Origin of the sequence: Streptomyces sp. 8N616, assembly GCF_052246385.1 — a bacterium.
Classification (GTDB): Bacteria; Actinomycetota; Actinomycetes; order Streptomycetales; family Streptomycetaceae; genus Streptomyces.
Window position 1 is genome coordinate 213,795 of sequence record NZ_JBQQBY010000006.1, and the last position, 26,861, is coordinate 240,655.

General features: G+C 72.6%; 22 protein-coding genes and 2 tRNA genes. 19 read left to right on the forward strand and 5 right to left on the reverse strand.

The features are described from left to right. Positions 1-59 precede the first annotated feature (59 nt). Positions 60-2,138 (reverse strand): hypothetical protein, encoded by a 2,079-nt coding sequence (locus ACTWQC_RS07840; protein WP_443314817.1) that lies wholly within the window; start codon positions 2,136-2,138, stop codon positions 60-62. Positions 2,139-2,507: 369 nt separating this feature from the next. Between ACTWQC_RS07840 and proB the strand changes: the two genes are divergently transcribed. The 5 genes from proB to ACTWQC_RS07865 all read left to right on the forward strand — a co-directional run bounded on the left by proB (position 2,508) and on the right by ACTWQC_RS07865 (position 7,655). Further along, entirely contained in the window at positions 2,508-3,653 is a 1,146-nt protein-coding gene (gene proB, locus ACTWQC_RS07845) for a glutamate 5-kinase (protein ID WP_443314818.1), read from the forward strand. Positions 3,654-3,851: 198 nt separating this feature from the next. Then, a complete protein-coding gene (locus ACTWQC_RS07850) occupies positions 3,852-4,367 on the forward strand; it encodes a hypothetical protein (protein ID WP_443314819.1) in 516 nt (171 codons plus the stop codon). Between the two features lie 130 nt (positions 4,368-4,497). Beyond that, positions 4,498-5,802, forward strand: a complete 1,305-nt coding sequence (locus ACTWQC_RS07855) for a glutamate-5-semialdehyde dehydrogenase (protein WP_443314820.1) — start codon at positions 4,498-4,500, stop codon at positions 5,800-5,802. A gap of 69 nt (positions 5,803-5,871) precedes the next feature. Further along, positions 5,872-6,492 carry an SCO2584 family spore wall biosynthesis protein gene (locus ACTWQC_RS07860; RefSeq protein ID WP_443314821.1) on the forward strand — a complete coding sequence of 207 codons (621 nt, stop codon included), beginning with the start codon at positions 5,872-5,874 and terminating at the stop codon, positions 6,490-6,492. A 77-nt stretch (positions 6,493-6,569) separates the two neighbouring features. Continuing rightward, positions 6,570-7,655, forward strand: a complete 1,086-nt coding sequence (locus ACTWQC_RS07865) for an SCO2583 family membrane protein (protein ID WP_443314822.1) — start codon at positions 6,570-6,572, stop codon at positions 7,653-7,655. On the opposite strand, the gene ACTWQC_RS07870 is transcribed toward ACTWQC_RS07865, so the two are convergent. Continuing rightward, positions 7,624-8,742 (reverse strand): M48 family metallopeptidase, encoded by a 1,119-nt coding sequence (locus ACTWQC_RS07870; RefSeq protein ID WP_443314823.1) that lies wholly within the window; start codon positions 8,740-8,742, stop codon positions 7,624-7,626. The two genes, ACTWQC_RS07865 and ACTWQC_RS07870, sit on opposite strands and share 32 nt — an antisense overlap. A 152-nt stretch (positions 8,743-8,894) precedes the next feature. On the opposite strand from ACTWQC_RS07870, the gene ACTWQC_RS07875 reads away from it, so the two are divergent. From ACTWQC_RS07875 to ACTWQC_RS07915, 9 genes are all read left to right on the forward strand, one after another. Continuing rightward, a complete protein-coding gene (locus tag ACTWQC_RS07875) occupies positions 8,895-9,062 on the forward strand; it encodes a hypothetical protein (RefSeq protein ID WP_443314824.1) in 168 nt (55 codons plus the stop codon). Between the two features lie 18 nt (positions 9,063-9,080). Further along, positions 9,081-9,704, forward strand: coding sequence for a nicotinate-nucleotide adenylyltransferase (nadD, locus tag ACTWQC_RS07880; RefSeq protein ID WP_443314825.1), 624 nt, complete (start codon positions 9,081-9,083; stop codon positions 9,702-9,704). Between the two features lie 22 nt (positions 9,705-9,726). Beyond that, complete coding sequence (locus ACTWQC_RS07885) at positions 9,727-11,457, forward strand: LCP family protein (RefSeq protein WP_443314826.1); 1,731 nt, start codon at positions 9,727-9,729, stop codon at positions 11,455-11,457. Between the two features lie 72 nt (positions 11,458-11,529). Continuing rightward, positions 11,530-11,967, forward strand: coding sequence for a ribosome silencing factor (rsfS, locus tag ACTWQC_RS07890; RefSeq protein WP_443314827.1), 438 nt, complete (start codon positions 11,530-11,532; stop codon positions 11,965-11,967). Then, positions 11,964-12,617 carry a histidine phosphatase family protein gene (locus ACTWQC_RS07895; protein ID WP_443314870.1) on the forward strand — a complete coding sequence of 218 codons (654 nt, stop codon included), beginning with the start codon at positions 11,964-11,966 and terminating at the stop codon, positions 12,615-12,617. The genes rsfS and ACTWQC_RS07895 overlap by 4 nt, the downstream gene beginning before the upstream one ends. 130 nt (positions 12,618-12,747) lie before the next feature. Then, a tRNA-Ala gene (locus tag ACTWQC_RS07900) sits at positions 12,748-12,820 on the forward strand. Between the two features lie 521 nt (positions 12,821-13,341). After that, positions 13,342-13,503, forward strand: coding sequence for a hypothetical protein (locus ACTWQC_RS07905; RefSeq protein WP_443314828.1), 162 nt, complete (start codon positions 13,342-13,344; stop codon positions 13,501-13,503). Between the two features lie 3 nt (positions 13,504-13,506). After that, complete coding sequence (locus tag ACTWQC_RS07910; protein WP_443314829.1) at positions 13,507-13,740, forward strand: hypothetical protein; 234 nt, start codon at positions 13,507-13,509, stop codon at positions 13,738-13,740. 99 nt (positions 13,741-13,839) lie between these two features. Beyond that, positions 13,840-13,912 (forward strand) — tRNA-Ala (locus ACTWQC_RS07915). A 115-nt stretch (positions 13,913-14,027) separates the two neighbouring features. Here ACTWQC_RS07915 and ACTWQC_RS07920 read toward each other — a convergent pair. Continuing rightward, entirely contained in the window at positions 14,028-15,587 is a 1,560-nt protein-coding gene (locus ACTWQC_RS07920; RefSeq protein WP_443314830.1) for a ferredoxin, read from the reverse strand. Beyond that, a complete protein-coding gene (locus ACTWQC_RS07925) occupies positions 15,584-17,044 on the reverse strand; it encodes a hypothetical protein (RefSeq protein ID WP_443314831.1) in 1,461 nt (486 codons plus the stop codon). The genes ACTWQC_RS07920 and ACTWQC_RS07925 overlap by 4 nt, the downstream gene beginning before the upstream one ends. Positions 17,045-17,401: 357 nt before the next feature. Here ACTWQC_RS07925 and leuS point away from each other — a divergent pair, with 357 nt between their 5' ends. Next, positions 17,402-20,368, forward strand: coding sequence for a leucine--tRNA ligase (leuS, locus tag ACTWQC_RS07930; RefSeq protein WP_443314832.1), 2,967 nt, complete (start codon positions 17,402-17,404; stop codon positions 20,366-20,368). Positions 20,369-20,472: 104 nt separating this feature from the next. Here the strand turns inward: leuS and ACTWQC_RS07935 are convergent, their stop codons facing one another. Further along, a complete protein-coding gene (locus ACTWQC_RS07935) occupies positions 20,473-20,598 on the reverse strand; it encodes a hypothetical protein (protein WP_443314833.1) in 126 nt (41 codons plus the stop codon). Between ACTWQC_RS07935 and ACTWQC_RS07940 the strand changes: the two genes are divergently transcribed. The 4 genes from ACTWQC_RS07940 to ACTWQC_RS07955 all read left to right on the forward strand — a co-directional run bounded on the left by ACTWQC_RS07940 (position 20,597) and on the right by ACTWQC_RS07955 (position 26,807). After that, positions 20,597-21,484: a hypothetical protein gene (locus ACTWQC_RS07940; RefSeq protein ID WP_443314834.1), complete on the forward strand. Its 888-nt coding sequence runs from the start codon at positions 20,597-20,599 to the stop codon at positions 21,482-21,484. The two genes, ACTWQC_RS07935 and ACTWQC_RS07940, sit on opposite strands and share 2 nt — an antisense overlap. A gap of 116 nt (positions 21,485-21,600) precedes the next feature. Further along, positions 21,601-22,449: a DegV family protein gene (locus ACTWQC_RS07945; protein WP_443314835.1), complete on the forward strand. Its 849-nt coding sequence runs from the start codon at positions 21,601-21,603 to the stop codon at positions 22,447-22,449. A gap of 246 nt (positions 22,450-22,695) precedes the next feature. Continuing rightward, the gene (locus ACTWQC_RS07950) at positions 22,696-23,922 is read left to right on the forward strand and encodes a helix-hairpin-helix domain-containing protein (protein ID WP_443314836.1); all 1,227 of its coding nucleotides are present in this window, start codon (positions 22,696-22,698) and stop codon (positions 23,920-23,922) included. Then, positions 23,919-26,807 carry a ComEC/Rec2 family competence protein gene (locus tag ACTWQC_RS07955; RefSeq protein ID WP_443314837.1) on the forward strand — a complete coding sequence of 963 codons (2,889 nt, stop codon included), beginning with the start codon at positions 23,919-23,921 and terminating at the stop codon, positions 26,805-26,807. Before ACTWQC_RS07950 ends, ACTWQC_RS07955 begins: the two co-directional genes overlap by 4 nt. Positions 26,808-26,861: the final 54 nt, after the last annotated feature.

A 26,861-nucleotide genomic window follows, 5' to 3' on the forward strand; every position in this document is an offset into this window, starting at 1 on the left:
GGAACGACTGCGCGTCGTTCCCGGGCCTCGGGAAGAGGGTGCTGCCCGCCCGGCGAGGGCTACGCGTTGACGGAGTCCTCGGCGCTCGCGTCCAGCTCCGCTTCCTCCTCCGCGCCGTCGGCCTCCCGCTGACCCGGGATCTCGCTCGCCAGGCGCGCCTCCATCCGGGCGCGGCGCTCGTCCGCCTTCGTGGCCAGCGCCTGCGCCGCCCGGTCGAAGCGTACGAGGGACGGCGGCTCGGAGGGCCCGAGCAGGTGCTCCTTCAGCTCCGCGCGAGCAGCGACGAGCGTGTCCTTCTCGGGGTGGCGTACGGACTCCAGCAGCGCCGGGACGCCCTTCGCCTTCGGCTCCAGGATCGCGGCGGCCCGCACCGTCGGGAACCCGGTCCTGAAGTCCTCCTCCGACAGCCCGGTGGTGTTCGCCACCGCGTACGGCTTCTCGCTGGTCAGGTAGTCGGAGACGACGCTCGACACATCGCTGATCAGCAGGTCGGCCTGGTTGAAGCAGGTGTAGATCGCCGGCCGGGGGGTGGTGATGATCTGGTGCTCCCAGTCCGGGAAGGACGCCCAGTACGCGACCTCCCACGCCGCCGTCGCCTCGGCGACGGCCGCCGCCCGGCCGGTGTCCGGGGCGCCCTGGAGCAGCATCCGCTCCATCTCGTCCGCGCCAGCCCGGAAAGCGGTGCTGGTGAGCCGGTCCAACTCGGCGGTACGGAGGGCCAGTTCGGCCGCGGCCTCGGGTCCCGGCCGCTCACCGCCGCGCGCCGCGTTCGCCTCGGCGATCATCGCCTTGATGCGCTCGTTGGCCAGCCCCGCGCGCGGGTCTACGGAGCCGGTCATCGGGTGCGGCTTGTAGAGCAGCCGCACCTTCGGGTCGGCGAGCAGCTCGCGGACGATGTTCTCGCCCGCCAGGATCACCGAGGTGTTGCCGGGGTCGTTGGTCCAGCCCTCCCAGGTGGGGGCGTACAGCACGGTCGTGTACGGGCCGGTCGACGCGCCCGCGTACGGCCGGATCGGGGCCAGCTGCGGGCGGCCCACCTCCACGACGTCCTTGTCCTCGACGCCGATGTCCGCGAGCTGGTAGCGCTCGCGCGCCGCCGGACCCGCCACCCACACCTCGTCGTACGCCTTCGCGTACGGGTTGCAGCTGGACAGCTTGTCGCTCTCGCCGTGGTTGATGAACGCGTGCTTGATCGACGGAATGCGCAGCACCTGCGAGGTCTTGCCCGAGTTCGCCGGGTGCAGCAGCAGCTTCAGCGTCGAGTGCTCCAGGTGCATCAGGTGCGCGACCTTGGGGATGCAGATGATCGGCACGTCCGTCGCGTCGATCTTCTGCACCATGAAGCGCTCGCGCAGCACGATGAGCGGCTTGCCGTCGAGCGCGGCGAGCGTCGAGAGCCACATGTTGGCCTGGTACGCGGACGTGGTGCCGCCGGAGAAGTACATGCCGACGGTCGGCCGGTACTCGGCCAGCCACCCGTCCAGCCACTCCAGGACCTTCTGCTCGCTCGCGGGCCGCTTCCCCGGCAGCAGCCAGGTGCCCAGGTGGATCGTTCCGGCGCCGGCGAGGCAGAGCGCGAGACCGAGCCCGATGCCGCCCCAGTACGCGTCCGCGGTGGCCGCCGTCGCCAGCAGGCCCGCCGTGGCCGGCACGGAGAAGGTCAGCAGCCGGTGGCCGGGACGGCGCGCCAGGATGCGCGGCGGGGCGGCCACGAGACCGAGCGCGGAGGTGTTGATGTTCCGGGTGACGATCGGCAGCGCCCGGCTGCGCCGCACGAGCACCGCGACCGCCTGGCAGGCGAAGTGCAGCAGGTAGAAGCCGAGCAGCGCGATGGTGAGCGGGGACTGCTCGCTCAGCGGGTTGATGCCGTCGATGCGCAGCAGTCCGACGAGAATCAGCATGTCGCGCAGCAGTTGACGCACCGTGACGTCGAACCGGATTCTGCCCAGCAGCGAGAGCAGCCCCGGCTGCTTGTGCTGCAGATAGAGATCGAGGGCGAGGCCCGCAGCGGAGGCGGCGACGAAGGTCGGCACGTTGGGCAGCAGTGCGCCCGCGAGTTGGGCCGTGAAGGCCGCGAACATCGCGAGCAGCGCGGAGAGCTGCACGATGCGGCGGGGGGCGAGTCCGGCAGAGGGCACGGGCTGGGCTCCTGGGCTGGAGGCGATCGGATGGGGGAGGGCCGTCAGGGGCGGCCGGCCTCGCACCAACACCACATGAAGCGGTGGTGACGGGAGGACGACCCCTGACCGTATTGCGTGCGCCGCCCGCATGACAATCTGCCGTGACCCCTATCACCACGAATCGGGCCATAGCCACTGAACCAAATGGCTGACTGTGTCATCCGCCACCCCGGCGCGCCCGTTCTCCGCCGTGCCGCAGCCCGCGTCGTACGCCGCCTCGTACGCCGTGCCGTCCGCCGATCGGACCGCTCGCCGCGGCCCGGCCCCGCTGACGTAGATTGCGAGGCGGAGAGCTCGGGCGGATCAGTGGAAACAGTGGGGACGCAGGTGTCAGGGGCAGCAGGGTCAGCAGCGGTACGGGACGGGGTCGCGGCCGCCCGCAGAGTCGTGGTCAAGGTCGGCTCCTCGTCCCTGACCACCGCGGCCGGAGGGCTGGACGCCGACCGCGTGGACGCTCTCGTGGACGTCCTGTCCAAGGCCCGCAGCGGCGGAGAGAAGGAGATCGTGCTCGTCTCCTCTGGCGCCATCGCCGCCGGGCTCGCGCCGCTGGGCCTGCGCCGCCGTCCCCGCGACCTGGCCAGGCAGCAGGCCGCCGCCAGTGTCGGCCAGGGCCTGCTCGTGGCCCGCTACACCGCCTCCTTCGCGCGCTACGGCGTCCGCGTCGGCCAGGTGCTGCTGACCACCGACGACACCAGCCGCCGCGCCCACTACCGCAACGCCTACCGGACCCTGGACAAGCTCCTCGCCATGGGTGCGGTGCCGGTCGTCAACGAGAACGACACGGTCGCCACCGACGAGATCCGGTTCGGCGACAACGACCGGCTCGCCGCGCTCGTCGCCCACCTCGTACGGGCCGACCTGCTCGTTCTCCTCTCGGACGTGGACGGTCTCTACGACGGCGACCCCACCAGCCCGGGCGCCTCCCGTATCCCCGAGGTCACCGGACCCCAGGACACGGAGGGCATCGCGATCGGCAGCGCGGGCAAGGCCGGGGTGGGCACCGGCGGCATGGTCACCAAGGTCGAGGCGGCCCGGATCGCCGCGGCCGCGGGCATCCCGGTCGTCCTCACCTCCGCCACGCACGCGGCCGACGCCTTCGCGGGCCGCGCCACCGGCACGTACTTCCACCCCACGGGCCGCCGCTCCGCCAACCGGCTGCTGTGGCTCGCCCACGCCTCCACCCCGCGCGGCGCGCTCACCCTGGACGACGGCGCCGTACGGGCCGTGGTCCAGCGCCGTACGTCGCTGCTGCCCGCCGGAATCGCCGCCGTCGAGGGGGACTTCAGCGCGGGCGACCCGGTCGAGCTGCGCGATGCCGAGGGGCGGGCGGTCGCCCGCGGTCTCGTCAACTTCGACGCCAAGGAGATCCCCCTGCTCCTGGGCCGCTCGACCCGGGATCTCGCGCGCGAGCTCGGCCCGGCGTACGAGCGGGAGGTCGTGCACCGGGACGACCTGGTTGTGCTGGGCCACTGACGGACGTCATCGGCGGAGGTTCGGTGAAAAGTCCCGCCATTCCACGGTGACCTTCCGGAAAACCGCCCGAAGCCAGGCGCCAGGCTGGTCAACTTTGATGCACGGACATCGCATCGCGCTGCGGTGTCCCGCGGACGACAGCACGACACGGCTCCGCCTGCGCACGAGCGGAGCGCCGAGCACAGCAGGAGGCCGCCGGTGAGACGAGGGCGCCCAGGGGCGTTGCCCCGAGGTGGCACCACCCACCCCAGAAGGGCTGCGGGGGAGGAGCGGGCACTGGCCAGCGTGGGCGCGGAGGAAGGCGCCGAGCGGCGGGCCGGGCCGGCCGTCGGTGCCGGGCAGGATCGGGAGCGGGAGACCCGCGAGCGCGGGGTGTCCAAGCTGTGGCACATCACGCTCAGCGTCTCGGGCGAGGAGGCCCCGCTGAAGGAGGTCAGGCGCTCCCTCGAGCAGCTCGCCCACGACCATCCCTTCCTGCTGACCAGCCGCTACGCCAACGACCACGCCGAGATCCGCTACTGGGAGGAGGCGCGCGACCTGCACGACGCGGCCGCCGTCGCCCTCCGCCTCTGGGGCGAGCACCGCGCCACGGCCAAGCTGCCGCCCTGGAAGATCGTCGGCCTCGAGGTCATCGACCGCGAGACGTACCACCAGCGCATCGCGGAGGGCTACGGCCCGCCCCCGGCCGCCCGCGTGGGCGTCCACCCGTACTGACGGCCCGTACCGACGGCCCGTACCGACGACCCGTCCCGGGGGCCGTTTCCCCTCCCGCAGCGGGCAGCGGACCGTCTCGCAGAGCGGGACATAGGGCGGGTGTGCCCCGCGGCTCAGTACGCTGCTAGGCATGAGCAGCGACTTCCCCTCCCCTCTGGCGGACCCCACGCCGAAGTCCCCGGTCATCCACGCCGCCTACAAGGCCCGCGACGCGGCGCAGACCCTGGCGACCCTGCCACGGGCGGTCAAGGACGACGCGCTGCTGGCGATGGCCGACGCCCTCGAGGTGCGGACGAAGGAGATCGTGGAGGCCAACGCCGAGGACGTCGAGCGCGCCCGCGCCGCCGGGACCAGCGAGGCGATCGTCGACCGGCTGACCCTGACCCCCGAGCGCGTCCGGGCCATCGCCTCGGACGTACGGGACGTGGTGGCGCTGCCCGACCCCGTCGGCGAGGTCGTGCGCGGCTCCACGCTCCCCAACGGCATCGACCTGCGCCAGGTCCGCGTGCCGCTGGGCGTCGTCGGGATCATCTACGAGGCCCGGCCCAACGTCACCGTCGACGCCGCCGCGCTGTGCCTGAAGTCGGGCAACGCGGTGCTGCTGCGCGGCTCCTCTTCCGCGTACGCCTCCAACAAGGCCCTGGTCACCGTCCTGCGCGACGCCGTCGGCGGGGCCGGGCTGCCCGCCGACGCCGTACAGCTCGTGCCCGGTGAGAGCCGCGAGTCCGTACGCGAGCTGATGCGCGCCCGCGGCATGGTCGACGTGCTGATCCCGCGCGGCGGCGCCTCCCTGATCCGCACCGTCGTCACGGAGTCGACGGTCCCGGTCATCGAGACCGGCACCGGCAACTGCCACGTCTACGTCGACGCGCAGGCCGACCTCGGCATGGCCGTCGACATCCTGATCAACTCCAAGGCGCAGCGGCCCAGCGTCTGCAACGCCGCCGAGACCCTCCTCGTCCACCAGGACATCGCCGCGGAGTTCCTGCCGCGGGCCCTGGACGCGCTGGCCGAGGCCGGGGTCACCGTGCACGCCGACGAGCGGGTGCTGGAGGCCGCCGAGAAGGCCGGCACGAAGGCCACCGTGGTGCCGGCGACCGTGGAGGACTGGGAGACCGAGTACCTCTCGTACGACATCGCCGCCGCCGTCGTCGACTCGCTCGACGCGGCCGTCCACCACATCCGGCTGTGGAGCTCGGGGCACACCGAGGCGATCGTCACGACGTCCCAGGCCGCGGCCCGCCGGTTCACCCGTTTGGTGGATTCCACGACGGTCGCGGTCAACGCCTCGACGCGGTTCACGGACGGTGGCCAGTTCGGCTTCGGCGCCGAGATCGGCATTTCGACGCAGAAGCTGCACGCGAGGGGCCCGATGGGGCTGCCGGAGCTGACGTCGACCAAGTACCTGGTGACCGGCGACGGTCACACCCGGTGACCTGATCGGGCGGGTCCGTATTTCGGTCTCGGCCTGCCCAAACCGTCCCGTCGGCCGTACTCTGGACGGGTGCCGGACGACGTGGGGGGCAGGCCGTTCCCGGACGGCGACGAGCCCGACAGTCACAGCCACGGGGCAGCGGACGAAGAGTTCGCGTCCGTGGTGTTCGACGAGGACTTCGTACGGTCCGCGCGGATCCATGAACCCACCGCGGTCGAGCGCATGCTGGCCGCGGCGCAGGCGCGCGCCGAGGCGGAGGCCAGAAGATCCCGCGCCGGCTCAGCCCCCGCCGAGGAGGAGTTCTACGACGACGGGTTCGACCCCGACGACCCGGACGCGGACTTCGCGCGGCACGACGGCGACGCCTTCGAGCAGGACCCCGACGGCGAGGGCTACGGCCCGTACGGCCGCTACGGCGGCGCCCTCGGCCCCTACCGCAGCCACGCCCGCTGGCACCGCCCCGTGGCCTGGGTGCTCGCCGTCGTGATGGGCATTGGCATGGTCGCGCTGGCCTTTGCCGCGGTCTACCGTGGAACTGCGGGCAGCCGGCAGGAACCGGCGCCGCCGCCCGCCACAAGCGGGGTGGACGGACCGCAGGTGGGGCAGCTCACCGGGCAGCCCGGAGGAGTGCCGAGAACCGAAGCGGACTCCGCCGCACCGACCGCTTCAGCCGTGCCGCGTGCCCACTGACAGACCGCTGAGTATTCGTCAGAAGTTGTCGCGCAGCAGGGCGTTTACCTGGAAGCCTTCCGACCTACTCTGAAGGTATGGCCGGGCCTGGAGAGCCACCTGAGGGGACACCCGAGGGCGTTCCGGGAGGTGGAGAGGACGAGTACCGATCCGTCGTATTCGACGAGTCGTTCGTCCGCGCTGCCCGGCTCCAGGAATTCTCCGCCCAGGAGCGCCTGGACGACCACGCGCCCGCCGTGCGCAGCCGCCGCCCCTGGTCGCGGGCGCGCGGATCCCGGCAGGCCCTGGTCCTGGTCATCCTCATAGCCCTGGCCTTCGCCACGGCGATCTACATGGGCGTACGCCACCCCTACCAGCAGCAGGCCCTGCGCGCCGCTGAGCCGCTGCGGTCCACCGTGATACCGCTGGCCCCGCAGGGCAGCGTCCCCGGCGGGGCGCCCGCGGACCTCTTCGAGCGCAGCCCGGCCGCGACGTACAGGTCGGGGGCCGAGGGGGTCACGCTGCCCGCTGCCCGCGCCACCAGGAGCTTCTCCGAGAGCCAGGTGCTGGCCGCGCTCGAGTCCGCCAAGGAGTACGTCGTGCGGTCCGCCCTCGACCCGGACGTGCTGACCGGCGGCGCCGTGCGGTCCGTGCGCGTGCTGCTCGACCCGGGCCAGCTGGGCCAGTTCGACCGCAGCCTGGAGCGCCCGTCCGACGACGGGCGGCACGCGGCCACCGGCTGGCTCATACGCTTCGACCCCGCCCAGGTGGCCCTGGCCGACCCGAAGATCCGGGTCCACGGCAGCCTGGACGTCTCGGAGAGCGGCCCGGACCAGCTGGAGGTCACCGGCGACCACACGATCGTCTACGCGGTGCGGGCCGCGCCGAGCGGCTCGGACGCGTCCGAAGAGGCTTCGCTGTTCACCGTGCGCCGCGAGGTGCGGCTCCGCTTCGACCGCGACGACCTGCGGGACCACCGCGTCGAGATCGTCCAGAGCTACCTCCAGGCGGGCCCGCTGGCCTGCGCCGCCGACCCCGCGGGGCAGCTGCGGCCGCTGCTGGCCGGGCAGAGCGCCAAGGCGGACAGCCCGGCGGGCACGGATCCGTACGCGCCGGGCCGGCCGACCGCCGCGGTGTGCGGGGTGCTGGCGCCTAAGGCTCCGTCGGCCCCTCAGAGCCCGTAGCGTCATCCCCGGGCGGGTTGCCCCCGGACGGCTTGTTCCCGGGTCCGGGAGGGGTGCCGCCGCCCGGGCGGCCGGTGAAGGCCTCGCGCAGCTTCCCGCCCAGGTCCCCGGCCCCGCCCGCGATGTCCCGCACCAGCGCCATCAGCGGGTCCTTGCTGGTCCGCACGGTATCGGCGTAGTGGTTCGCGTGGTCCTTGAAGGAGTCGGAGACCGACGCGTCCTTGTCCCCGTCCCGCCGCAGGTAGTGGCCGTCCATGATCCGCTGGTAGTCGCGGCCCGCCGCCCACTTCTTCAGCTCGGCTGCGCGCACGGTCGTGAACGGGTGGCTGCGCGGCAGCACGTTCATGATCTTGAGGACGGAGTCCCGCAGGTCGCCGCCCGCCTCGTACTCCTCGGCCTGCGCCAGGAACGCGTCCACGTTCATCTGGTGCAGATGGTGGCCGCCCGCCAGCTTCATCAGGCCGCGCATCGACGCCTGCAGGTCCTGGCCGACCAGGAGCCCGGCCCGGTCCGCCGACAGTTCCGACTTGCGGAACCACTCGCGCAGCGCGGTCACGATCGCCATCACCGCGATGTTGCCCAGCGGGATCCAGGCGACCTTGAGCGCGAAGTTCGTCAGGAACAGCAGGATCGTGCGGTAGACGGAGTGCCCGGACAGCGCGTGGCCGACCTCGTGGCCCACGACCGCCCGCATCTCCTCCTCGTCCAGCAGCTCCACGAGCCCCGTGGTGACCACGATGATCGGCTCGTCCAGGCCGATGCACATGGCGTTCGGCTTCGGGTCCTGCGTCACGTACATCGGCGGGACCTTCTCTAGATCCAGGATGTAGCAGGCGTCCCGCAGCATGTCGTTGAGATGGGCGAACTGCTGGTCGCCGACCCGCACCGAGTCGGACAGGTACAGCAGCCGCAGGCTGCGCTCCGGCAGCAGCCCGCTCAGCGCCTTGAAGACGGTGTCGAAGCCGCTCAGCTTGCGCAACGCGACCAGCGCCGATCGGTCGGCGGGATGCTCGTACGCCCGGGAGGAGATCCCAGGGAAGCGCCTGCGGTCGCGACTCGGTACGCGCTCCTGGCTGTGCTCGGTCATTGCCTGGCCCCCTTGTCGGCCTCGCTGTGGCCCGTCCCCCCGGTAGACCCCACCCTAGGCCCAAAGGTTGCGATCGCCCGCTTACGATGAGGGCGCTACGTACGCGTCCGCGCGTTCCACGCCCGATCACGAACTGGATAGGCCTGCCGACGATGAGTCTTCCCAGCAGCACCGCCCACGCCCTGGTCACGCTCGCCTCCGAGGGCGGCGAGCACAGTGGGAACCACGAGAGCCTCAGCCCGTACCTCACGGGCGGCGGCGCGCTGTTCGCCCTGCTGCTCCTGCTGTGGATCACCACCCGCTTCAATCGGGACCGCTGAGCCGTAGGCTCGGCACGCATGGAAGACCAGGGAGGGGCTGTGACCGGTCCGGTTAAGCGGCGACTCGGTGTGATGGGCGGAACGTTCGACCCGATCCACCACGGTCACCTGGTCGCCGCGAGCGAGGTGGCCGCGCAGTTCCACCTCGACGAGGTGGTGTTCGTGCCGACCGGCCAGCCCTGGCAGAAGAGCCACCGGGAGGTGTCCCCTGCCGAGGACCGCTATCTGATGACGGTGATCGCGACCGCGTCCAATCCGCAGTTCTCGGTCAGCCGCATCGAGATCGACCGCGCCGGCAAGACGTACACCATCGACACCCTGCGCGAGCTGCGTGAACTGAACCCCGACACCGATCTCTACTTCATCACCGGGGCCGACGCGCTGGCCCAGATCCTGACCTGGCGGGACGCCGAGGAGCTGTTCTCGCTGGCGCACTTCATCGGTGTGACCAGGCCGGGGCACGCGCTCAACGACCCGGGGCTGCCGGACGGCGGCGTCTCGCTGGTCGAGGTTCCGGCGCTCGCCATTTCGTCGACGGACTGCAGGGCGAGGGTGGCGGCGGGGGACCCCATCTGGTATCTGGTGCCGGACGGGGTGGTGCGCTACATCAACAAGCGCGGGCTGTACCGGGACGCCGGATAGCCGAGCACTGAAAGGGGCACCTGTGAACGACGCACACTCCGGGCGGCACCATGCGGAGGGTGGGCCCGAGCGTGGCCAGGACCCCTACGGACAGCAGTACTACGACCCCTACGCGCAACAACAGCAGGAACCGCCGCCGGGGTACGCCTACGACCCGTACACGCAGCAGTACTACGACCCGTACGCGCAGCAGCGCCCGCAGCAGCCTCAGCAGCCGCCACCGCGACAGCAGCCGCCACCGCCACCGCGACAGCAGCCGCCGCCACCGCAGCCGCAGTCTCAGCAGCAGGGATACGGCTACGACCCGTACGGCCGCCAGCCTCAGCAGTCCCAGCAGCCACAGCAGTACTACGACCCGTATGCCCAGCCCCAGCCGCCGCGGCCGCCGCAGCAGGCCCCGCCCCGGCAGGCCCCCGCGCCGCAGCAGACCCAGCAGCAGCCGCGTGTCCCGCCCCAGCCGCCGCCGCGGGGCCGCGGGCCGGACCCGTCCTCCCGGGACTACCAGACCGAGCAGTTCTCGTTCATCGAGGAGGGGGAGGAGGACTCCGAAGACGTCATCGACTGGCTGAAATTCGCCGAGACCCGCACCGAGCGGCGGGATGAGCGCAAGCGCAAGGGACGCAACCGCGTCGTGGCGCTCGCCGTGCTCCTCGTCCTCGCCCTCGCGGGCGGCGTCGGATACCTCTGGTACGCGGGCAAGCTGCCGGCCCTTCCGGGATCCGATCCCGGCACCCAGGCGGCGGGCGGCCCGCAGAAGCGGGACGTGATCGTCGTCCACCTGCGGAACACCAAGGGCGGCGGCAGCTCGACCGCGCTGCTGGTCGACAACAAGACCACCAAGAAGGGCACCACCGTCCTGCTGCCCAACTCCCTGGCGCTCGGCACCGACGACGGCGCCAGCACCACCCTCGGCAAGTCCGTCGAGGACGAGGGCACCACGCCCACCCGGGACGCCCTCGGCACCCTCCTCGGCTCGGACATCCAGGGCAGCTGGCGCCTGGACACCCCCTACCTGGAGAACCTGGTCGAGTCGGTCGGCGGGATCGATGTCGACACCGACACGACCGTGCCGGGCGTGAAGAAGGGCGACGACCCGCTGGTCAAGCCGGGCAGGGCGCAGACGCTGTCCGGTCAGGCCGCCGTCGCCTACGCCACCCACCGGGCGCGCGGCGAGGAGCAGACCAAGCAGCTGCTGCGCTTCGGCCGGGTCATGCAGGCCGTCCTGAAGAAGATCTCGAGCGACCCGGACGCGGCGACCACGACCGTGCAATCGCTCAATCAGATCCCGGACCCGTCGCTGACCGAGAACCAGCTGGGCGCCTCCCTCGCCCAGCTGGCCGAGCAGGCCAAGGGCGGCGCGTACGAGACGGCGCTGCTGCCGGTGCAGCCGGACGGGACGCTCAGCGAGCGCACCGCCGAGAGCGTGGTCAAGAACGTCCTGGGCGGGAAGGTCAGGAACGCCGACCCCGACGCGGCCCCGCGGGTGAGCGTCCGGAACGCCACCGGCGACCGGAAGGCCGCGGGCAGCGCCCAGGTCGCCCTGGTCAACGGGGGCTTCACCTTCGTGGACGGCGGCGCCGCGGGCGCCGTGCAGGCCGCCTCGCAGGTGACCTACGCGGACCCGGCGCAGGCGGAGAAGGCCAAGCAGGTCGCCAGGACCCTGGGCCTCCCGGACAGCGCGGTGAAGAAGGGCAAGGGCGCGGCCAACGCGGATGTGACGGTGGTGCTCGGTCAGGACTACGAGGCCGGGTAGGAAACCGGTCGGGTGCTGTCGGCGGGCCGTGAGACCCTGGAGGGGAACCTGATCCCGAAGGAAAGCTTGCTCGTGACCGCCACTGACCGCTCCATCGAGCTGATCAACGTCGCCGCCCAGGCGGCCGCCGACAAGCTCGCGCACGACATCATCGCGTACGACGTCAGCGACGTTCTGTCGATCACCGACGCCTTTCTGCTGGCCTCGGCGCCCAGCGACCGCCAGGTCAAGTCGATCGTCGACGAGGTCGAGGAGCGGCTGCAGAAGGAGCTGGGAGCCAAGCCCGTGCGCCGCGAGGGCGACCGCGAGGCCCGCTGGGTCCTGCTGGACTACGTGGACATCGTGGTGCATGTGCAGCACAGCGAGGAGCGGGTGTTCTACGCGCTGGAGCGGCTGTGGAAGGACTGTCCCCAGCTCGGACTTCCGGAGGACGCCCTCGCCACCCACGGCAAGGCGGAGGAGTACGCGAAGCGGCAGGCCGCCGACGACCTGGACGGAGACCTGCTCTGAACGGCACGAACAGCGCCCGTGGCCGCCGCGTGGTCCTGTGGCGGCACGGCCAGACCGCCTGGAATCTGGAGCGCAGGTTCCAGGGCTCGACCGACATCGAACTGACCGAGACCGGCATTGCCCAGGCGCGCCGGGCCGCCCGGCTGCTCGCGGCGCTGAAGCCGGACGCGATCGTCGCCTCCGACCTGAAGCGTGCGGCGCACACGGCCGCCGAGCTGGCCGCGATCACGCGCCTCGAGGTCACGCACCACGAGGGCCTGCGGGAGACCTACGCGGGCGTCTGGCAGGGCCTCACGCACGAGGAGATCGTCGAGAAGTACGGCGAGGAGTACGCGGCGTGGAAGCGCGGCGAGCCGGTGCGGCGCGGCGGCGGCGAGCTGGAGACCGAGGTCGCCGAGCGGGCCGCTCCGGTCGTCCAGAGCCATGTGAACAAGCTGCCCGACGGTGGCACGCTGGTCGTGGTCAGCCACGGCGGCACCATCCGCACCACCCTCGGCCGGCTGCTCGGCCTCGAGCCGCGCAGCTGGGAGGCGCTGGGCGGCCTGGCCAACTGCTCGTGGTCGGTGCTGGGCGAGGGCGTGCGCGGCTGGCGACTGATGGAGCACAACGCCGGGTCACTGCCGGAGCCGGTGCTCGGCGACGACGACTGAGGCCACGCCTGAGGGGAGGCCTGGGGCGCGGGTGGGCCGAGGGCTGGGACGGGGCCCAACGGATTTCCGTTTCCGGCCGGTCACCCGTTAAGCTACTTCTCGTTCGACGCGCTCCGGCGCCGAGAAGAGCGGGGCTATAGCTCAGTTGGTAGAGCGCTTGCATGGCATGCAAGAGGTCAGGAGTTCAATTCTCCTTAGCTCCACAGCAGCTCCACAGCCGCCAGGATCCCGTTCCCGTCAGGGGGGCGGGATTCTTTGCCTCTCCGGCCCCGCCGGAAGCGATCACCACCGGCAAGTCCCGTACCCCTTAACAGTGGTGGCACCGACACGCGTGCCGGCTTCACCGCGGCGTCGCACGCCCGCGGACTCGCCGCGGACACCGACCAGTTGATCGCCTTCCGGCTCGTCCTGACCCTGCACCTTCAGGGCGCGCGGGCGTTCGGCGTGGCGATGCGTAACGGAGGCGACTGCGGGCCCGTTATGTACGCGGTGCCGGGCGCATCGGTGCCGTACGCGTGGCGCATCCGTGCCGTACGCGCTGGTGGTGAGTGCTCCGGCGCCGGCTGCGCACGCCGCTTCCGGTGTGCCGGCCGGTCCGCACGCCACGGGCGGCGCCACTGACCCAGCGGTCAGCCGCGCCACTAGCCTGGCCGAGATGGGCTGCCCCGCTGACCTGGGCGCCGTCCCGTGGCAGAATCGGACGACCGGAAGGGGAGGAGAGCGCATGCCGACGAGCATGGTCGAGGAGGTCGACGATCTGCTCGATACTGCCGAGGCGGCTCTTCTCGAGTGCCCTTCCTGTGGTTCGGCCCATGTCGCCCAGGTCCTGGGAGACAACGGTGGGATTTCGTACGTCTGCACGGCCTGCGGCCACAGCTGGAGCTGAGTGATGGGGGCACACAGGCGGAAGTGCGATTGGTGCGGCAGCGGGACTCCTATCGTCCGCGACATGGAGCCGCTCAACCCCGACTACCAGTACTGGTGCGAGGAGTGCGCGCGGGCGCTGATCATAAAGGGCGACCCCATCGAGACGTACCGCGAGCTCGAGGGGGAGCCGATCTACGGGCGGCTGCTCGACGAGCACTGCACGCTCAAACGGTTCTACTCCTTCGTCACGGCCTGACGGCCGGGAGTGGCTGGTCATCGATTTGGCGGAAGGCCAGGGGGGCCGTGTAATGTTGGCGAAGCCGCCGCGGGGAACCGGGGCGGATGACGAGGACCTGGGGCTATAGCTCAGTTGGTAGAGCGCTTGCATGGCATGCAAGAGGTCAGGAGTTCAATTCTCCTTAGCTCCACAGCATTGAGAGCGGGCCGCCTGTATGGGCGGCCCGCTCTCGTATGTCCGGTCCCGGCCTCATGGGGCAGGTCCCGGCCCTATAGGGGCCGGGACCAGGGCCAGGGGGCGGCAGGTCAGCCGCCGCCGCGCGGGAGCACCCTCCTGGTGGGCGCAGGCTGCTCGGTGGCCGTCGCCTCGAGCCGTAGCGCAAGCGCGGGGCACCGGCGTACGGCGCGCTGCGCGCGCCCCCGCAGATGCATCGGGACGGTCGCGTCCGCGACCGCCGGGTAGCCGTCGGGCCCGAGCCGTATGAGCTCCGGAATCAGCTCCGCGCAGACGCCGTGCCCTTCGCACAGCGTCCAGTCCACCGCCACCTTCTCGCCGCTCGGTACGCCCTCCTCCTCGTAGCCGGGCGCCGGCAGCGGCAGTACGCCCTGCGTGGGCCGGCCGCAGCCGCCGCTCAGCACGTGTGCGGCCAGGTCGTCGGTGAAGACCTGCAGCGCGGACTGGATGAAGCGCACGGAGCCGTCCGGGTGTTTGCACGCCCCGCGCCCGCGCACGGCCTGGGTCACCTGACGTACGGCCTCCAGGGAGGTCGGGCCCCCGCCGCCCAGTACCTCGGAGAAACCGGCGGCCGCCGCGGGGAGCCCCAGCTTGCAGGGCCCGCACTGCCCCGCGGTCTCGGCGGCCAGCCAGTTCACCACCCGCAGCGACTCGCCGAGCGGGCAGGTGTCGGGCCCGATGGGCAGCAGCGCGCCCGCACCGAGCGCCCCACCCGCCGTGGCCAGCGCCTTGCGGGAGATGATCGCTCCCTGGGCGGTCAGCCCGTCGATCCAGTTGCCGTGGTAGCCGCCGGACAGGACGGCCTGCGGCATCGGGGGCGCCCCGCACAGCTCCATCACGTAGCGCAGCGGTGTGCCGATGGGCACCTCGAGGACGGTCGGCCGGCCCACGGAGCCCGAGACCGTGAGCATCGTGGTGCCCGGCTCGTCGGTCAGGCCCGTGTTGCAGTAGCGGTGCGGGCCGAGCCGTGCGGCGACGGCGAGTTGGGCGAACGTCTCCGCGTTGGACAGCAGCGTCGGCGCCCCCGCCACACCCGAGTCGGAGGCCCGCACTTTGCGGCCGGGCGGCAGCGAAGGGCCGCCGTTCACGGCCCGGACCACGGAGGACGCCTCGCCCGACACCATCCGCTCGGGGGTCCTGACCACACGCGCGCGAAGCCCCCGGCCGCGCCGGTCGGACAGGCCCCGCTCGGCCAGCGCCTCGCGCATGGACGCCTCGGTCGAGTCGCGGGTCACGGCGATGGCCAGCTGGCGGGCGCCCAGCGCCTCGGCGGCCAGCAGGGCGCCGTCGAGTATGAGATGCGGGGCGCGGCAGAGCAGCACGGTGTCCTTGCGGCAGGCGGGCTCGCCCTCGCTGCCGTTGACGACGACCACGGGGCGTACGCCGCGGCGGATCGCGCTCTTCGCGACGGCCCGCAGCTTCTTCGCGAAGGGGAAGTGCGCGCCGCCGCGGCCGTTCAGCGAGACGGCCTCGGCAAGGTCGGCGAGCCGTTCGCCGACCATCGGCTCCAGGGCCCCGTGCACCTTCAGGTGCATGGGGAGGTCGAGCCGGTGGACCAGATCGAACCCGCTGGTCAGCTGCGGAAGACCGACGACCCGGACATCCGGGACGTCGGGCAGGGGTGCGTTCATGGCCGGTCTCCTGCGGGCTCGTGCCACGGCTCACCGGGTGAGGGCGGGTACGGCGGTCCCGTCCGGCGCCGCGACGGGGGGGATGTGGGGTACGGCTCCTGCTGGGGCCTGACGTGCTCCGCGGGCGGCGGCGGGGACGGCGCGGGCCAGCGCTCCACGGTCTGGTCGGCCGGAGCCGGTCCCGGGGTCGCGTACGAGGACACGGTGGGCATCGGCTCGGTGGGCTCGGGCTCGTAGAGGGCCTCGTACTGCGCGGTCGTCTCGTACCGCGCGGCCGGCTCGTATGGGGCGGGCTGCTCGTACGGGGCGGTCTGCTCGGTCAGGGGGTCCGAAAGCCCTGTGGGGCTGGACAGCGGGTCGGACAGCGGGTCGGACAGCGGGTCGGACAGCGCCGGGTCATAGAGGGGCGCCGCAGGCGGCGGGTCGGACAGGAGAGGCCCGGAGATCGTCGTGGGCGCCTCGGAGAAGCCCGTCGGATCGGACAGCGGCAGGGGAGGGACGGGCCCTGTGGGGGGCGGTCCGTAGCGTTCCTGCGGCTGGGGCTGCGGCGCCGCGGAGACGGCCCGGTACGCGGCGGAGATGCCCGCCCCCCGGCTCGCGGAGATCGGCGCGGGACGGGTCGTGTCGAGCCGCAGGGGCGGCTGGCCCACCGTGGTGTCGGCCCGCTGGCCCGGAACCCTCCGGGTCCCGGGGAGCGGCGCGACGGCCGGGTCCCGCGCGGGCGGCGCCTCGTCCCTGGCTCCTCCCCTGCCGGCCAGCGTTTCCGGCCGGGTGAAGGACATCAGCAGCCGCGCGATGCGCCGCCGCTGCGGCTGCGGGAGGATCCTCAGGGTCAGGGCGCCGGCCACGGCGGCGAGGCTGAACGCGTACAGCGTGGTCACCCAGGCAGCGGCCGGGCGACCGGCGTAGAGCCCGTGCAGCAGGCCCGCGAACCAGGCCGGATACGCCAGGGAGTGCAGGGAGCGCCAGCGGCTCGCGGCCTGCTCGGGCGCGGCGAAGGAGCTGCGCAGCGCCCCGGTCGCCCCCGCGATGACCATGAAGTACGCGGCGAGGGAGCCGAGCCCGATCAGCCCTGCCGAGCCCGTGAACCCGAGCCCGAACGGCACCAGGGCACCGAGGAACCCGACGTGATCGGCGGCGATCTTGAGGGTGATGTGGATGAGGAGGAAGGCCAGGGAGGCGACGGCCAGCGCGCGGTGGATTCCCTGGGCGAGCAGCCGGTGGCGCGGGACGAGGAGAATGCGGTCGGTGGCTATCAGCCCCCAGACGACCGAGGAGGTCAGTGACACCAGGGCGAGCACGCCGACGCCGAACTCGAGCAGGCCGCGAAGCCATCCGCCGGTCGCAAGTGCAAGTGCCGGAATCAGGACGATGACGGCGAACGCTCCGGCGATCATGACCGGGCGCGGCACATCGAGCGGTGGGGACGATGGTCGGATCTTGCGGTGAGGGTTCATGCGGACGACTCCAGTGGTGCGGGGAGAGGGGTCCCGGCTCCGCATGCTAGGTCGCACGGCGAAGATCATCGTGGCTGTTTCGTTATTTGCTCCAATGTCAATTGCGGAGACGGCGGCAAAAGTTGCTGTCTGCAAGTGGATGGTGGCTCTGTGCGGCCCACAGGGGCGCTGCGGTACTCTGAGCGCATGCGTGCCGTACGCCTTCTGCTTAGCGGGCCGCGCTGATCAATCCCGGCCGGTGGACATACCGGTCGGAATCGGCGCGGCGTCCCCTCCTGTGCGAGGGGATTTTTCGTTTCGGTTGAAAAGTCGCAACCGGAATCGCCGGCAGAGACGATCGATGGAGCTTTAGGGATCATGAGCGAGACGAATTCTGCTGCCGAGGTGGCCGCGCCGTACCGTTACACGGCCGCGCTGGCCGCCGAGATCGAGGCACGCCGGCAGGACATCTGGGATGCCGAGGGGACGTACGAGGCGCCGAACCCGTCGGGTGACCTGGCGGGCGACCCGGAGCGGGCGGCCAGGCCCAAGAAGTACGTCATGGACATGTTCCCGTACCCCTCGGGCGCGGGACTGCACGTCGGCCACCCGCTGGGCTACATCGCCACCGACGTGTACGCCCGCTTCCAGCGCATGACCGGCCACAACGTCCTGCACACGCTGGGCTTCGACGCCTTCGGCCTGCCCGCCGAGCAGTACGCGGTGCAGACCGGCACCCACCCGCGCGTGTCCACCGAGGCCAACATCGAGAACATGAAGGTCCAGCTGCGCCGGCTGGGCCTGGGCCACGACAAGCGCCGGTCGTTCGCCACGATCGACCCGGACTACTACAAGTGGACCCAGTGGATCTTCCTGCAGATCTTCAACTCCTGGTACGACGAGGAGGCGAAGAAGGCCCGGCCGATCGCCGATCTGGTGGCGCAGTTCGAGAGCGGGGAGCGCGCGACTCCTGGGGGTACTCCCTCTGGCTTCGCCGGGGGGACCCCCACCCAGGCCGAAGGCTCTGGGGGAGGGCGCCCCTGGAGTGAGCTGAGCGCCGCCGAGCGCGCCGACGTCCTGGGCGGGTACCGGCTGGCGTACGCCTCCGACGCGCCGGTCAACTGGTGTCCAGGCCTGGGCACCGTGCTGGCCAACGAGGAGGTCACCGCGGAGGGCCGCTCCGAGCGCGGCAACTTCCCCGTCTTCAAGGCCAAACTGCGCCAGTGGAACATGCGGATCACCGCTTACGCGGACCGGCTGCTGGACGACCTGGATGCGCTGGACTGGCCCGAGGCCATCAAGCTGCAGCAGCGGAACTGGATCGGCCGCTCCGAGGGCGCCCGTATCGACTTCTCCGTCGAGAAGCAGAACCCGGCGGGCGAGAAGGGCGCGATCACCGTCTTCACGACCCGTCAGGACACCCTGTTCGGCGCCACCTACATGGTGCTGGCGCCCGAGCACGACCTGGTGGACGCGATCGTCCCGGCGGCCTGGCCGGAAGGGACGCGCGAGGTGTGGACCGGCGGGCACGCCACCCCGGCCGAGGCCGTGGCCGAGTACCGCAAGCAGGCCGCGGCCAAGTCCGACGTCGAGCGGCAGGCCGAGGTCAAGGACAAGACCGGTGTCTTCACCGGCGCGTACGCGACCAACCCGGTCAGCGGCGAGCGGGTCCCGGTGTTCATCGCCGACTACGTGCTGATGGGCTACGGCACCGGCGCCATCATGGCCGTCCCGGCGCACGACAGCCGCGACTTCGCCTTCGCGCGCTCCTTCGAGCTGCCCATGCGCTGCGTCGTGGATCCCTCCACCGCATCCGATAGCTCCTCCGGAGCGGGCCGGGGGACCGACCCCTCGACGTGGGACGACGCCTTCGTCTCGTACGACGCCAGGATCGTGAACTCGACCGGTCCCGGTGTTTCGCTGGACGGGCTGGGGGTCGTCGACGCCAAGGCGAAGATGACGGAGTGGCTGACCGCCCAGGGCATCGGCGAGGGCATGGTCAACTTCCGGCTGCGCGACTGGCTGTTCAGCCGGCAGCGCTACTGGGGCGAGCCCTTCCCGATCGTCTACGACGAGGACGGCATCGCGCACGCGCTGCCCGATTCGATGCTGCCGGTCGAGCTGCCGGAGGTCGACGACTACTCGCCGCGCACCTTCGACCCGGACGACGCCGACACCTCTCCCGAGACCCCGCTGTCCCGGAACCAGGACTGGGTCAACGTCGAGCTGGACCTGGGTGACGGCGTCAAGCCGTACCGCCGCGAGACCAACACCATGCCGAACTGGGCCGGTTCGTGCTGGTACGAGCTGCGCTACCTGGACCCCAGGAACAGCGAGAAGGTCGTCGACCCGGATGCCGAGCGGTACTGGATGGGGCCGCGCGAGGGGCAGCCCGCGGGCGGCGTCGACCTGTACGTGGGCGGCGCGGAGCACGCCGTACTGCACCTGCTGTACGCCCGCTTCTGGCACAAGGTGCTGTACGACCTGGGCCACATCTCCTCGTACGAGCCGTTCCACAAGCTGTTCAACCAGGGCATGATCCAGGCCTACGTCTACCGGGACAGCCGCGGCATCGCGGTCCCGGCAGCCGAGGTGGAGGAGCGCGACGGCGCGTACTACTACCAGGGCGAGAAGGTCAGCCGGCTGCTGGGCAAGATGGGCAAGTCCCTGAAGAACGCGGTCACTCCGGACGAGATCTGCGCCGAGTACGGGGCCGACACGCTGCGGCTGTACGAGATGGCGATGGGCCCGCTGGACGTCTCCCGGCCCTGGGACACGCGCGCGGTGGTCGGCCAGTACCGGCTGCTGCAGCGGCTGTGGCGGAACGTCGTGGACGAGAACACGGGCGAGGTGACCGTCGCCGACGCGGAGCCGGACGAGGACACGCTGCGTGCGCTGCACAAGGCGATCGACGGTGTCAGGCAGGACATGGAGAACCTGCGCTTCAACACCGCCATCGCCAAGGTGACCGAGCTGAACAACCACCTGACCAAGGCGGGAGGCCCGGTTCCGCGGACGGTCGCCGAGCAGCTGGTGCTGCTGATCGCCCCGCTGGCACCGCACATCGCCGAGGAGCTGTGGCACCGGCTGGGTCACGACTCGACGGTCGTGTACCAGCCCTTCCCGGTGGCCGACCCGGCGTACGTCGTCGACGAGACCGTGACCTGCGTCGTGCAGATCAAGGGCAAGGTCAGGGCGCGCCTGGAGGTGTCGCCGTCGATCGCCGACGAGGAGCTGGAGAAGCTGGCGCTGGGCGACGCGGGCGTGGTGGCCGCGCTGGGTGGAGCGGACATCCGCAAGGTCATCGTGCGGGCACCGAAGCTGGTCAACATCGTGCCGGCGTAGGCGGCAGGCTGGAGCCGGTAGCCGGCGGTAGCCGGCGGACTCCGGGGGTTTCCCCTACGGGCCGGTTGGGGGTTCCGATGGAACCCTCGACCGGCCTCGGCCGTTTAGGGTGGAGATACGACGTCCTCACGGTCCACGTCGTCATGGTCCATGTCGTCACGGTGCACTTGGGCCATGCCGGCACGGCACAGCCGGTCGGGCCCCGTCACCGCGAAGGAGCGAGCGCCCATGGAAGCCGCGATCCTCATCCTCGCGCTGCTCTTCCTCGCGTTCGTCGTGCTCGGCGCGTACGTGACGGTCAAGGTGGTGGGCGCCGCGAAGCGCGGCGTGGACCGCACGGTCGCGCAGGCGCGGCGCACCGTCGAGGACACCACGCTCAGGGCGAGGCAGCTCACGCAGCCGGGCCCCGTCGGCCAGCTCGCCGAGCTGCGGCTCTCGCTGCGCACGTCCATGCGGGCCACGCAGGACGCGCTGTACGGGGCTCCGCCCGAGGACGCGTCCCTGTCCGAGGCCCGCGGCCTCTTCGAGCGGCTGAGCGCGCACGGGCGCGAGCTGGACGGCGAGCTCAAGCGGCTGGAACAGGAGCCGGACAAGGGCAGGCGCGTGGCCAGGCTGCCGGAGTTGCGCGAGCGGACCCGCCGGCTCGTCGGCCACGCGGACTCCCTTCGGTGGGCAGCGCAGGACAGGGCTCAGCAGTTCGCGGACGACGACCTCTCGGCGCTGGGGAACCAGATCGAGGTCGAGGCGGGGGCACTGCGGCACTGGACGACGGAGGCGGACGCGGAGGCGGGACCGGCGGCCGCGGCGACGAACGCGGGGGCGGCGGCTGGGTCGTCGGAAGAGGTGCCCAAGTCGGCGGAGGCCGGGCGGGTGTCCGGGGCGACGGAGGCCGGGCGGGCGCCCGGTCCGGCTGCGCCGACGCCTGCCGCGGAGCCCGCTGCCCCGCCGTCGGCTGCCACGCCGCCGGCCGCCACACCGACTCCGACCTGGCCGGACGTCTCCATGCCGGACGCGGCGTCACAGGAGCCGCCGCCCGCCATCACCGCGCGGGATCCCCGGCAGCAGACCGCGTACCCCTGGGAGAAGGCCGCCCGCCGGCCGGAGGGTACGACCTGACAGGGGCCGGGGTGGGGGCCGGGTGCAGGACCTGAGTTGGTGACCTGAGAGGGTGTTCCGAGTGTTGCGTGGGCCCGCACTGTCCGCCGTCGGCGTCCCCGGATAACCTCCAAGTCATGTCCCGCCATGTCGCTATCGTCACTGATTCCACGGCCTACCTGCCCCAGGCGGCCATGCAGCGGCACGGCATCACCACGGTTCCGCTGACCGTGGTGCTCGGCAACAAGGCGCTGGAAGAGGGCACCGAGGTTTCCGCCCGCTCCGTGGCGCAGGCGCTGCAGCGCCGTACTCCGGTGACGACGTCCCGGCCGAGCCCGGCGATGTTCGCAGCCGCCTACCGGGCCGCAGCAGAGGCGGGCGCGGACGGAATCGTGTCGCTGCACCTGTCGGCCGAGATGTCCGGGACGTACGACGCGGCGGCCCTCGCCGCGCGCGAAGCACCCGTGCCGGTTCGCGTGGTGGACACGGGAATGGTTGCCATGGCCCTCGGTTTCTGCGCGCTCGCGGCCGCGGAGACCGCGGAGGCGGGCGGCACGCTGGACGAGGCGGTGGCCGCGGCCGAGAAGCGCGCCGAGGGCACCTCCGCCTACTTCTACGTCGACACCCTCGACTACTTGCGCCGCGGCGGCCGTATCGGCGCGGCGCAGGCGCTCCTCGGCTCGGCGCTCGCCGTGAAACCCCTGCTGCAGCTGGACGGCGGCCGGATCGAACTGCTGGAGAAGGTACGCACGGCCTCCAAGGCCATCGCCCGTCTCGAGGAGCTCGTGGTCGAACGCGCGGGCGCCACCCCGGTGGACATCGCGGTCCACCACCTCGCCGCGGCCGACCGCGCCGACCAACTCGCCTCGCACCTGCGGGGCCGCGTACCGGGCCTGGGCGAGCTGCACGTCAGCGAGGTGGGCGCGGTGATCGGTGCCCACACGGGGCCGGGCCTGCTCGGCGCGGTGCTGTCGCCGAGGGGCTGAGGGGCGGCCACCACGCTTTTGTGCGTGGCGTGTGGGGCCGGGTCACTCGTGCGGGTGGCGAGGTTTTCCACAACTCGCGGGTTATCCACGGGAATTGGGGCTGCTCAGTGGGTCGCGCGGATCGCGTCTACCGTCGTCGGCATGGAGATGCGATCACGGAGTGTAACCAGTGGGCCAGGCCGTGCGCCTGGCTCCGATCAGCGAGTTCGCCGCCGCCATGGTGTGCGACGCGTCGGCGGTCCCGGCATGCGCGCCGCCCGCCACCGCGCCGTCGCGCGGTCGGGTACGGCGCCCGGATCGGTGGCGCTGCGCGCCCGCGCCGCGGCGCTGTTCGCCCCGCCGGGCGGGCCCGGACGGGATGCGGCAGCCGGCGTGGGCGAGGCGGATGACGAGGCGTTTGACGCGTACGACGCTCGGAGGGCGTATGAGGCATATGGGGCGTACGAGTCGCCTGCGGTCATGCAGGGAGCGGCAGCCGTACGCGCGCCCTCGCCGCTACTTGCGTCTCCTCGCCCGCGAGCTCCGGGGTACGGAGGCGGGGGCAGTCCGCCGGGCTCGGCGGAGCCGGATCCCGAACGGCCGGCGCCGCCAGGGGGCAGCCCGGACGCGCCGTCGGGCGGCTCGGGCCCCGACGCGCCGTCGGGCGGCTCGGGCCCCGACGCGTCCGGCTCGCCGCCCGAGGACGCCCTGCCCCGGCGCACCCGGTGGCGCCTCGCGATCCGCGAACGTCTCCCGTTGTGGATGCAGTTGAGGTGTGGCGTCGAGCCGCGGACGCTCGCCGCTCTGGCCGTTGTGCTCGTGCTGGCCGGAGGCGTGGCCGCGTATCACTTCTGGACCGGCCGCCCCCAGACCGTACGGGCCCCTGCGGCCGAGCCTCCGCCCGGCCACAGCGGCGGCCATGCGCCCGCCTCCGGAGCCATGGCACCGAGCCCGTCGCCGGGCCCTGCGCCGGGTGCGCCGGCCGCGGGCGGCGGGGCGCACCGCATCGTGGTCGATGTCGCGGGCAAGGTCAGGAGGCCCGGTATTCACGAGCTGCCGGCCGGTTCTCGGGTCGCCGACGCGCTCGAGGCAGCGGGCGGGGTGCGGCCGGGCACGGACACGCGTGCGCTGAACCGGGCCCGCATTCTCAACGACGGCGAGCAGATCGTGGTTGGCGTACCACCACCGGCGGCGGCACCAGGCGCGGATGCCGGCGCGGGTGGCGGTGGGGCGGGCGCCGCCAGTGCGGCGGGCGCGGCGGGCACGCCGGGTGCGGCAGGTGCTTCTTCGGGCGCGGCGGCGGGCCCGGTCAGCCTGAACGCCGCCACTGCCGAGCAGCTCGACGCACTGCCCGGCGTCGGCCCGGTCCTGGCCCAGCACATCCTCGACTACCGTGAGCAGAACGGCGGTTTCACCTCCGTGGACCAACTCCGCGAGGTCAATGGCATCGGCGATCGCCGGTTCGCCGAACTCCGATCCCTCGTGCAGCCATGACGCGATCCGCAGCGCACGCGGACTCGGGCCACCGCCTCGGCGCGTCCGCCCCGCATCAGGAGAGCCCCGCGGACCTCCGCCTCGTCCCACCAGCCCTCGCCGCCTGGGCCGCGGCGGCGCTCGCCGTGGGCGCCCCCGCGAGCTGGGCAGCCGCAACGGCCGCGGTGTGCCTGGCAGTCGCGTTGCTCCTCCTGCTCCGCGGAGCCAGAGCCCGCCGCGAGCGCGGCGGCGTGCGCTTCGTCGCGGTGGCGGCGCTGCTCTGTGCGGCTGCCGCGGCGGTCTCGGGCGCGCTGCACGCGGCGGATCTGCGGCGCGGTCCACTGTCCGAGCCGGCCCGGCAGTACGCGGACGTCACGGTCGAGCTGACCGTGACCGGCGATCCCCGCCTCACCCGCCCTCGCGTTCACGGTGCGCAGAGCGCCCCCTCCGCGGTCGTCCTGAAGGCGGAGGCGGAGCGGGTGACGACCGCTGACGGCACGGTCACGGCGACGCGTACGCCCGTGCTCGTCGTCGTCCAGCAGCACGGCTCGCCGCATGGGCGGCGCTCCGGCGACGGTACGGCCACAGACCGCAGCCGGTTCCAGGAAGCCTCGCCGCAGGCGGCCTGGCTGGAGGTGCTGCCGTCCACGCGGCTGCGGGTGCGCGCTCGGCCCGCGCCGCCGCTGTCGAGCGGGGGCGGGGAGCCCGTCGCAGCGGTGCTGCGTGTCGCCGGTGAAGGGCGGCCGCCGGAGGTGATCGAGGAGCCGAGTGCGCTCCAGAGGGTCGCAGGGGAGCTGCGCGGCGGGCTGCGGAAGGCCACCGATGGACTCTCGTCCGACGCCCGCGCCCTGCTGCCCGGGCTCGTCGTCGGGGACACCTCCCGGATGCCGCCGGACCTCGAAGAGGCCTTCCACGCAACGGACTTGGTCCACTTGACGGCCGTCAGCGGAGCCAACTTCACCATCATGCTCGCACTTCTCATCGGCCCTCCGCACCTCGCGCTGCGCGCCGAGCGCCGCGGTCTTGCGCCGCTGCTCGGCATGCCCCTGCGCACGACCGCACTCCTCGGCGGGCTGCTCACGCTGGCGTTCGTGGTCGTCTGCAGACCCGAGCCGAGCGTGCTGCGGGCCGCAGCCTGCGGGCTGGTCGCCCTGCTCGCGATCGCCACCGGCCGTCGCAGATCACTGCTGCCGGCTCTGTCCACGGCAGTGCTGGTGCTCGTCCTGTACGACCCGTGGCTCGCCCGTTCCTACGGCTTTCTGCTCTCCGTCCTCGCCACGGGCGCGTTGCTGACCATCGCGCCGCGCTGGAGCGCGGCGCTCCAGCGGCGCCGGGTGCCGCCCAGGCTCGCCGAGGTACTTGCGGCAGCCGCGGCCGCGCAGGCCGTCTGCGCGCCCGTTGTCGCCGTACTGGCCGCGCGGGTCAGCCTGGTCGCTGTTCCATGCAATCTGCTCGCCGAACTCGCCGTCGCCCCCGCGACCGTCTTCGGCTTCGCCGCGCTGGCTGCCGCGCCCGTTGCGATACCGGTGGCCACCGGGCTTGCGTGGCTGGGCGGCTGGCCTGCCGAGTGGATCGCGGCCGTGGCCCGCACCGGTGCCGCGCTGCCCGGCGCCGAACTGGACTGGCCGGGCGGCTGGGCCGGAGGCCTGCTGCTCGCGGCCGTGACCGCGGCCGCCGTGCCGGTCGCGCCCCGGCTGCTGCGCCGCCCGTGGCTGTCCGCGGCCTGCGCGGCGCTCCTGCTGATGGCGATCACCCGCCCGGTGCCGCTGCCGCGGCTGCTCACCGGTTGGCCACCGCCCGGCTGGCGGTTCGCGGTCTGCGACGTGGGCCAGGGCGATGCGCTGGCGCTCGCGGCGGGCGGTGGCACCGCCGTGGTCGTGGACGCGGGACCCGACCCCGCGCTCGTGGACCGCTGCCTGCGCGCCCTCGGCGTCACCCGAGTCCCGCTGGTCGTGCTCACGCACTTCCACGCTGACCATGTAACCGGTTTGCCCGGGGTGCTGCGCGGCCGCGCGGTCGGCGCGATCGAGACCACGACGCTCGGAGAGCCCGCGGACCAGGCGGAGTTCGTACGTCGGGTGGCGCGCGACGCCGGCGTTCCCGTGGTCCGTACGGCTGCGGGGGAGCGGCGGCTGGGTCCGCTCCGCTGGCGCGTCCTGTGGCCACCGAGCCCGGCTCCGCCCCAGGCTCTGGGCCCGGCTCCGCCCCAGGCCCTGGGGTCGGCCCCGCCCCAGGTCCCGACCCCGGCCCAAGGCCTGGCCGCAGCCCCGATCCAGGCCCCGGGCTCGGGCTCCGCCCCGCCCCAGGTCCCGCGCTTGGGTTCGGCCCCGACCCCGCCCCAAGCCCCGGCCTACGTGCCCTCCCCGCCCTCCCCGTCCGCGGAACCCCCGCTCGAAGGTCCGAACGACGCCAGCATCACGCTGCTGGTTCGGACGGCAGGACTCACCCTGCTCCTGCTCGGTGACCTTGAACCACCCGCCCAGCAGGGGCTGTTGGCGGCCGTGCCGGAGCTGCCGCCCGTGGACGTCCTCAAGGTCGCCCACCATGGTTCCGCCTACCAGGATCCGCAGCTCCTGCGCCGAGCCCGCCCCCGCCTCGCCTTGATTTCAGCCGGAGAAGACAACCCGTACGGACACCCCTCCCCGCACACCGTCGCCGCGCTCCGTCAGCACGGCGCCACCGTCCTCCGCACCGACACCGACGGCGCGATCGCCGTGACGGGCGGTCCGGCGTCCCGCCTCGCCGCTGCCGTGAGGGGCGGCCGCGTGCCCCACCGTCTCCGGGCGGCCGAGCGCACCCGGCACGCACGCCGCCGCCTCCGCGTCCCGCCCTCACGCGCCCCGCCGCGGATCACCGGCGCCTCGCCGTTCCGGAAGCCCGTGCGTCCGGCTCGGCCCACGGCGTAGGTCGATGGACCGATGGCGGACCGATGGCGTACGCCCCGCGCGTTGGGTGATAAC

Coding starts and splice junctions, on each gene's coding strand:
- ACTWQC_RS07855 (WP_443314820.1), top strand. CDS start 4,498: ATGAGCAGCGACTTCCCCTCCCCTCTGGCGGACCCCACGCCGAAGTCC.
- ACTWQC_RS07865 (WP_443314822.1), top strand. CDS start 6,570: ATGGCCGGGCCTGGAGAGCCACCTGAGGGGACACCCGAGGGCGTTCCG.
- ACTWQC_RS07870 (WP_443314823.1), bottom strand. CDS start 8,742: ATGACCGAGCACAGCCAGGAGCGCGTACCGAGTCGCGACCGCAGGCGC.
- ACTWQC_RS07875 (WP_443314824.1), top strand. CDS start 8,895: ATGAGTCTTCCCAGCAGCACCGCCCACGCCCTGGTCACGCTCGCCTCC.
- nadD (WP_443314825.1), top strand. CDS start 9,081: ATGGAAGACCAGGGAGGGGCTGTGACCGGTCCGGTTAAGCGGCGACTC.
- ACTWQC_RS07905 (WP_443314828.1), top strand. CDS start 13,342: ATGCCGACGAGCATGGTCGAGGAGGTCGACGATCTGCTCGATACTGCC.
- ACTWQC_RS07910 (WP_443314829.1), top strand. CDS start 13,507: ATGGGGGCACACAGGCGGAAGTGCGATTGGTGCGGCAGCGGGACTCCT.
- ACTWQC_RS07920 (WP_443314830.1), bottom strand. CDS start 15,587: ATGAACGCACCCCTGCCCGACGTCCCGGATGTCCGGGTCGTCGGTCTT.
- ACTWQC_RS07925 (WP_443314831.1), bottom strand. CDS start 17,044: ATGAACCCTCACCGCAAGATCCGACCATCGTCCCCACCGCTCGATGTG.
- leuS (WP_443314832.1), top strand. CDS start 17,402: ATGAGCGAGACGAATTCTGCTGCCGAGGTGGCCGCGCCGTACCGTTAC.
- ACTWQC_RS07940 (WP_443314834.1), top strand. CDS start 20,597: ATGGAAGCCGCGATCCTCATCCTCGCGCTGCTCTTCCTCGCGTTCGTC.
- ACTWQC_RS07935 (WP_443314833.1), bottom strand. CDS start 20,598: ATGGGCGCTCGCTCCTTCGCGGTGACGGGGCCCGACCGGCTGTGCCGT.
- ACTWQC_RS07945 (WP_443314835.1), top strand. CDS start 21,601: ATGTCCCGCCATGTCGCTATCGTCACTGATTCCACGGCCTACCTGCCC.
- ACTWQC_RS07950 (WP_443314836.1), top strand. CDS start 22,696: ATGCGCGCCGCCCGCCACCGCGCCGTCGCGCGGTCGGGTACGGCGCCC.
- ACTWQC_RS07955 (WP_443314837.1), top strand. CDS start 23,919: ATGACGCGATCCGCAGCGCACGCGGACTCGGGCCACCGCCTCGGCGCG.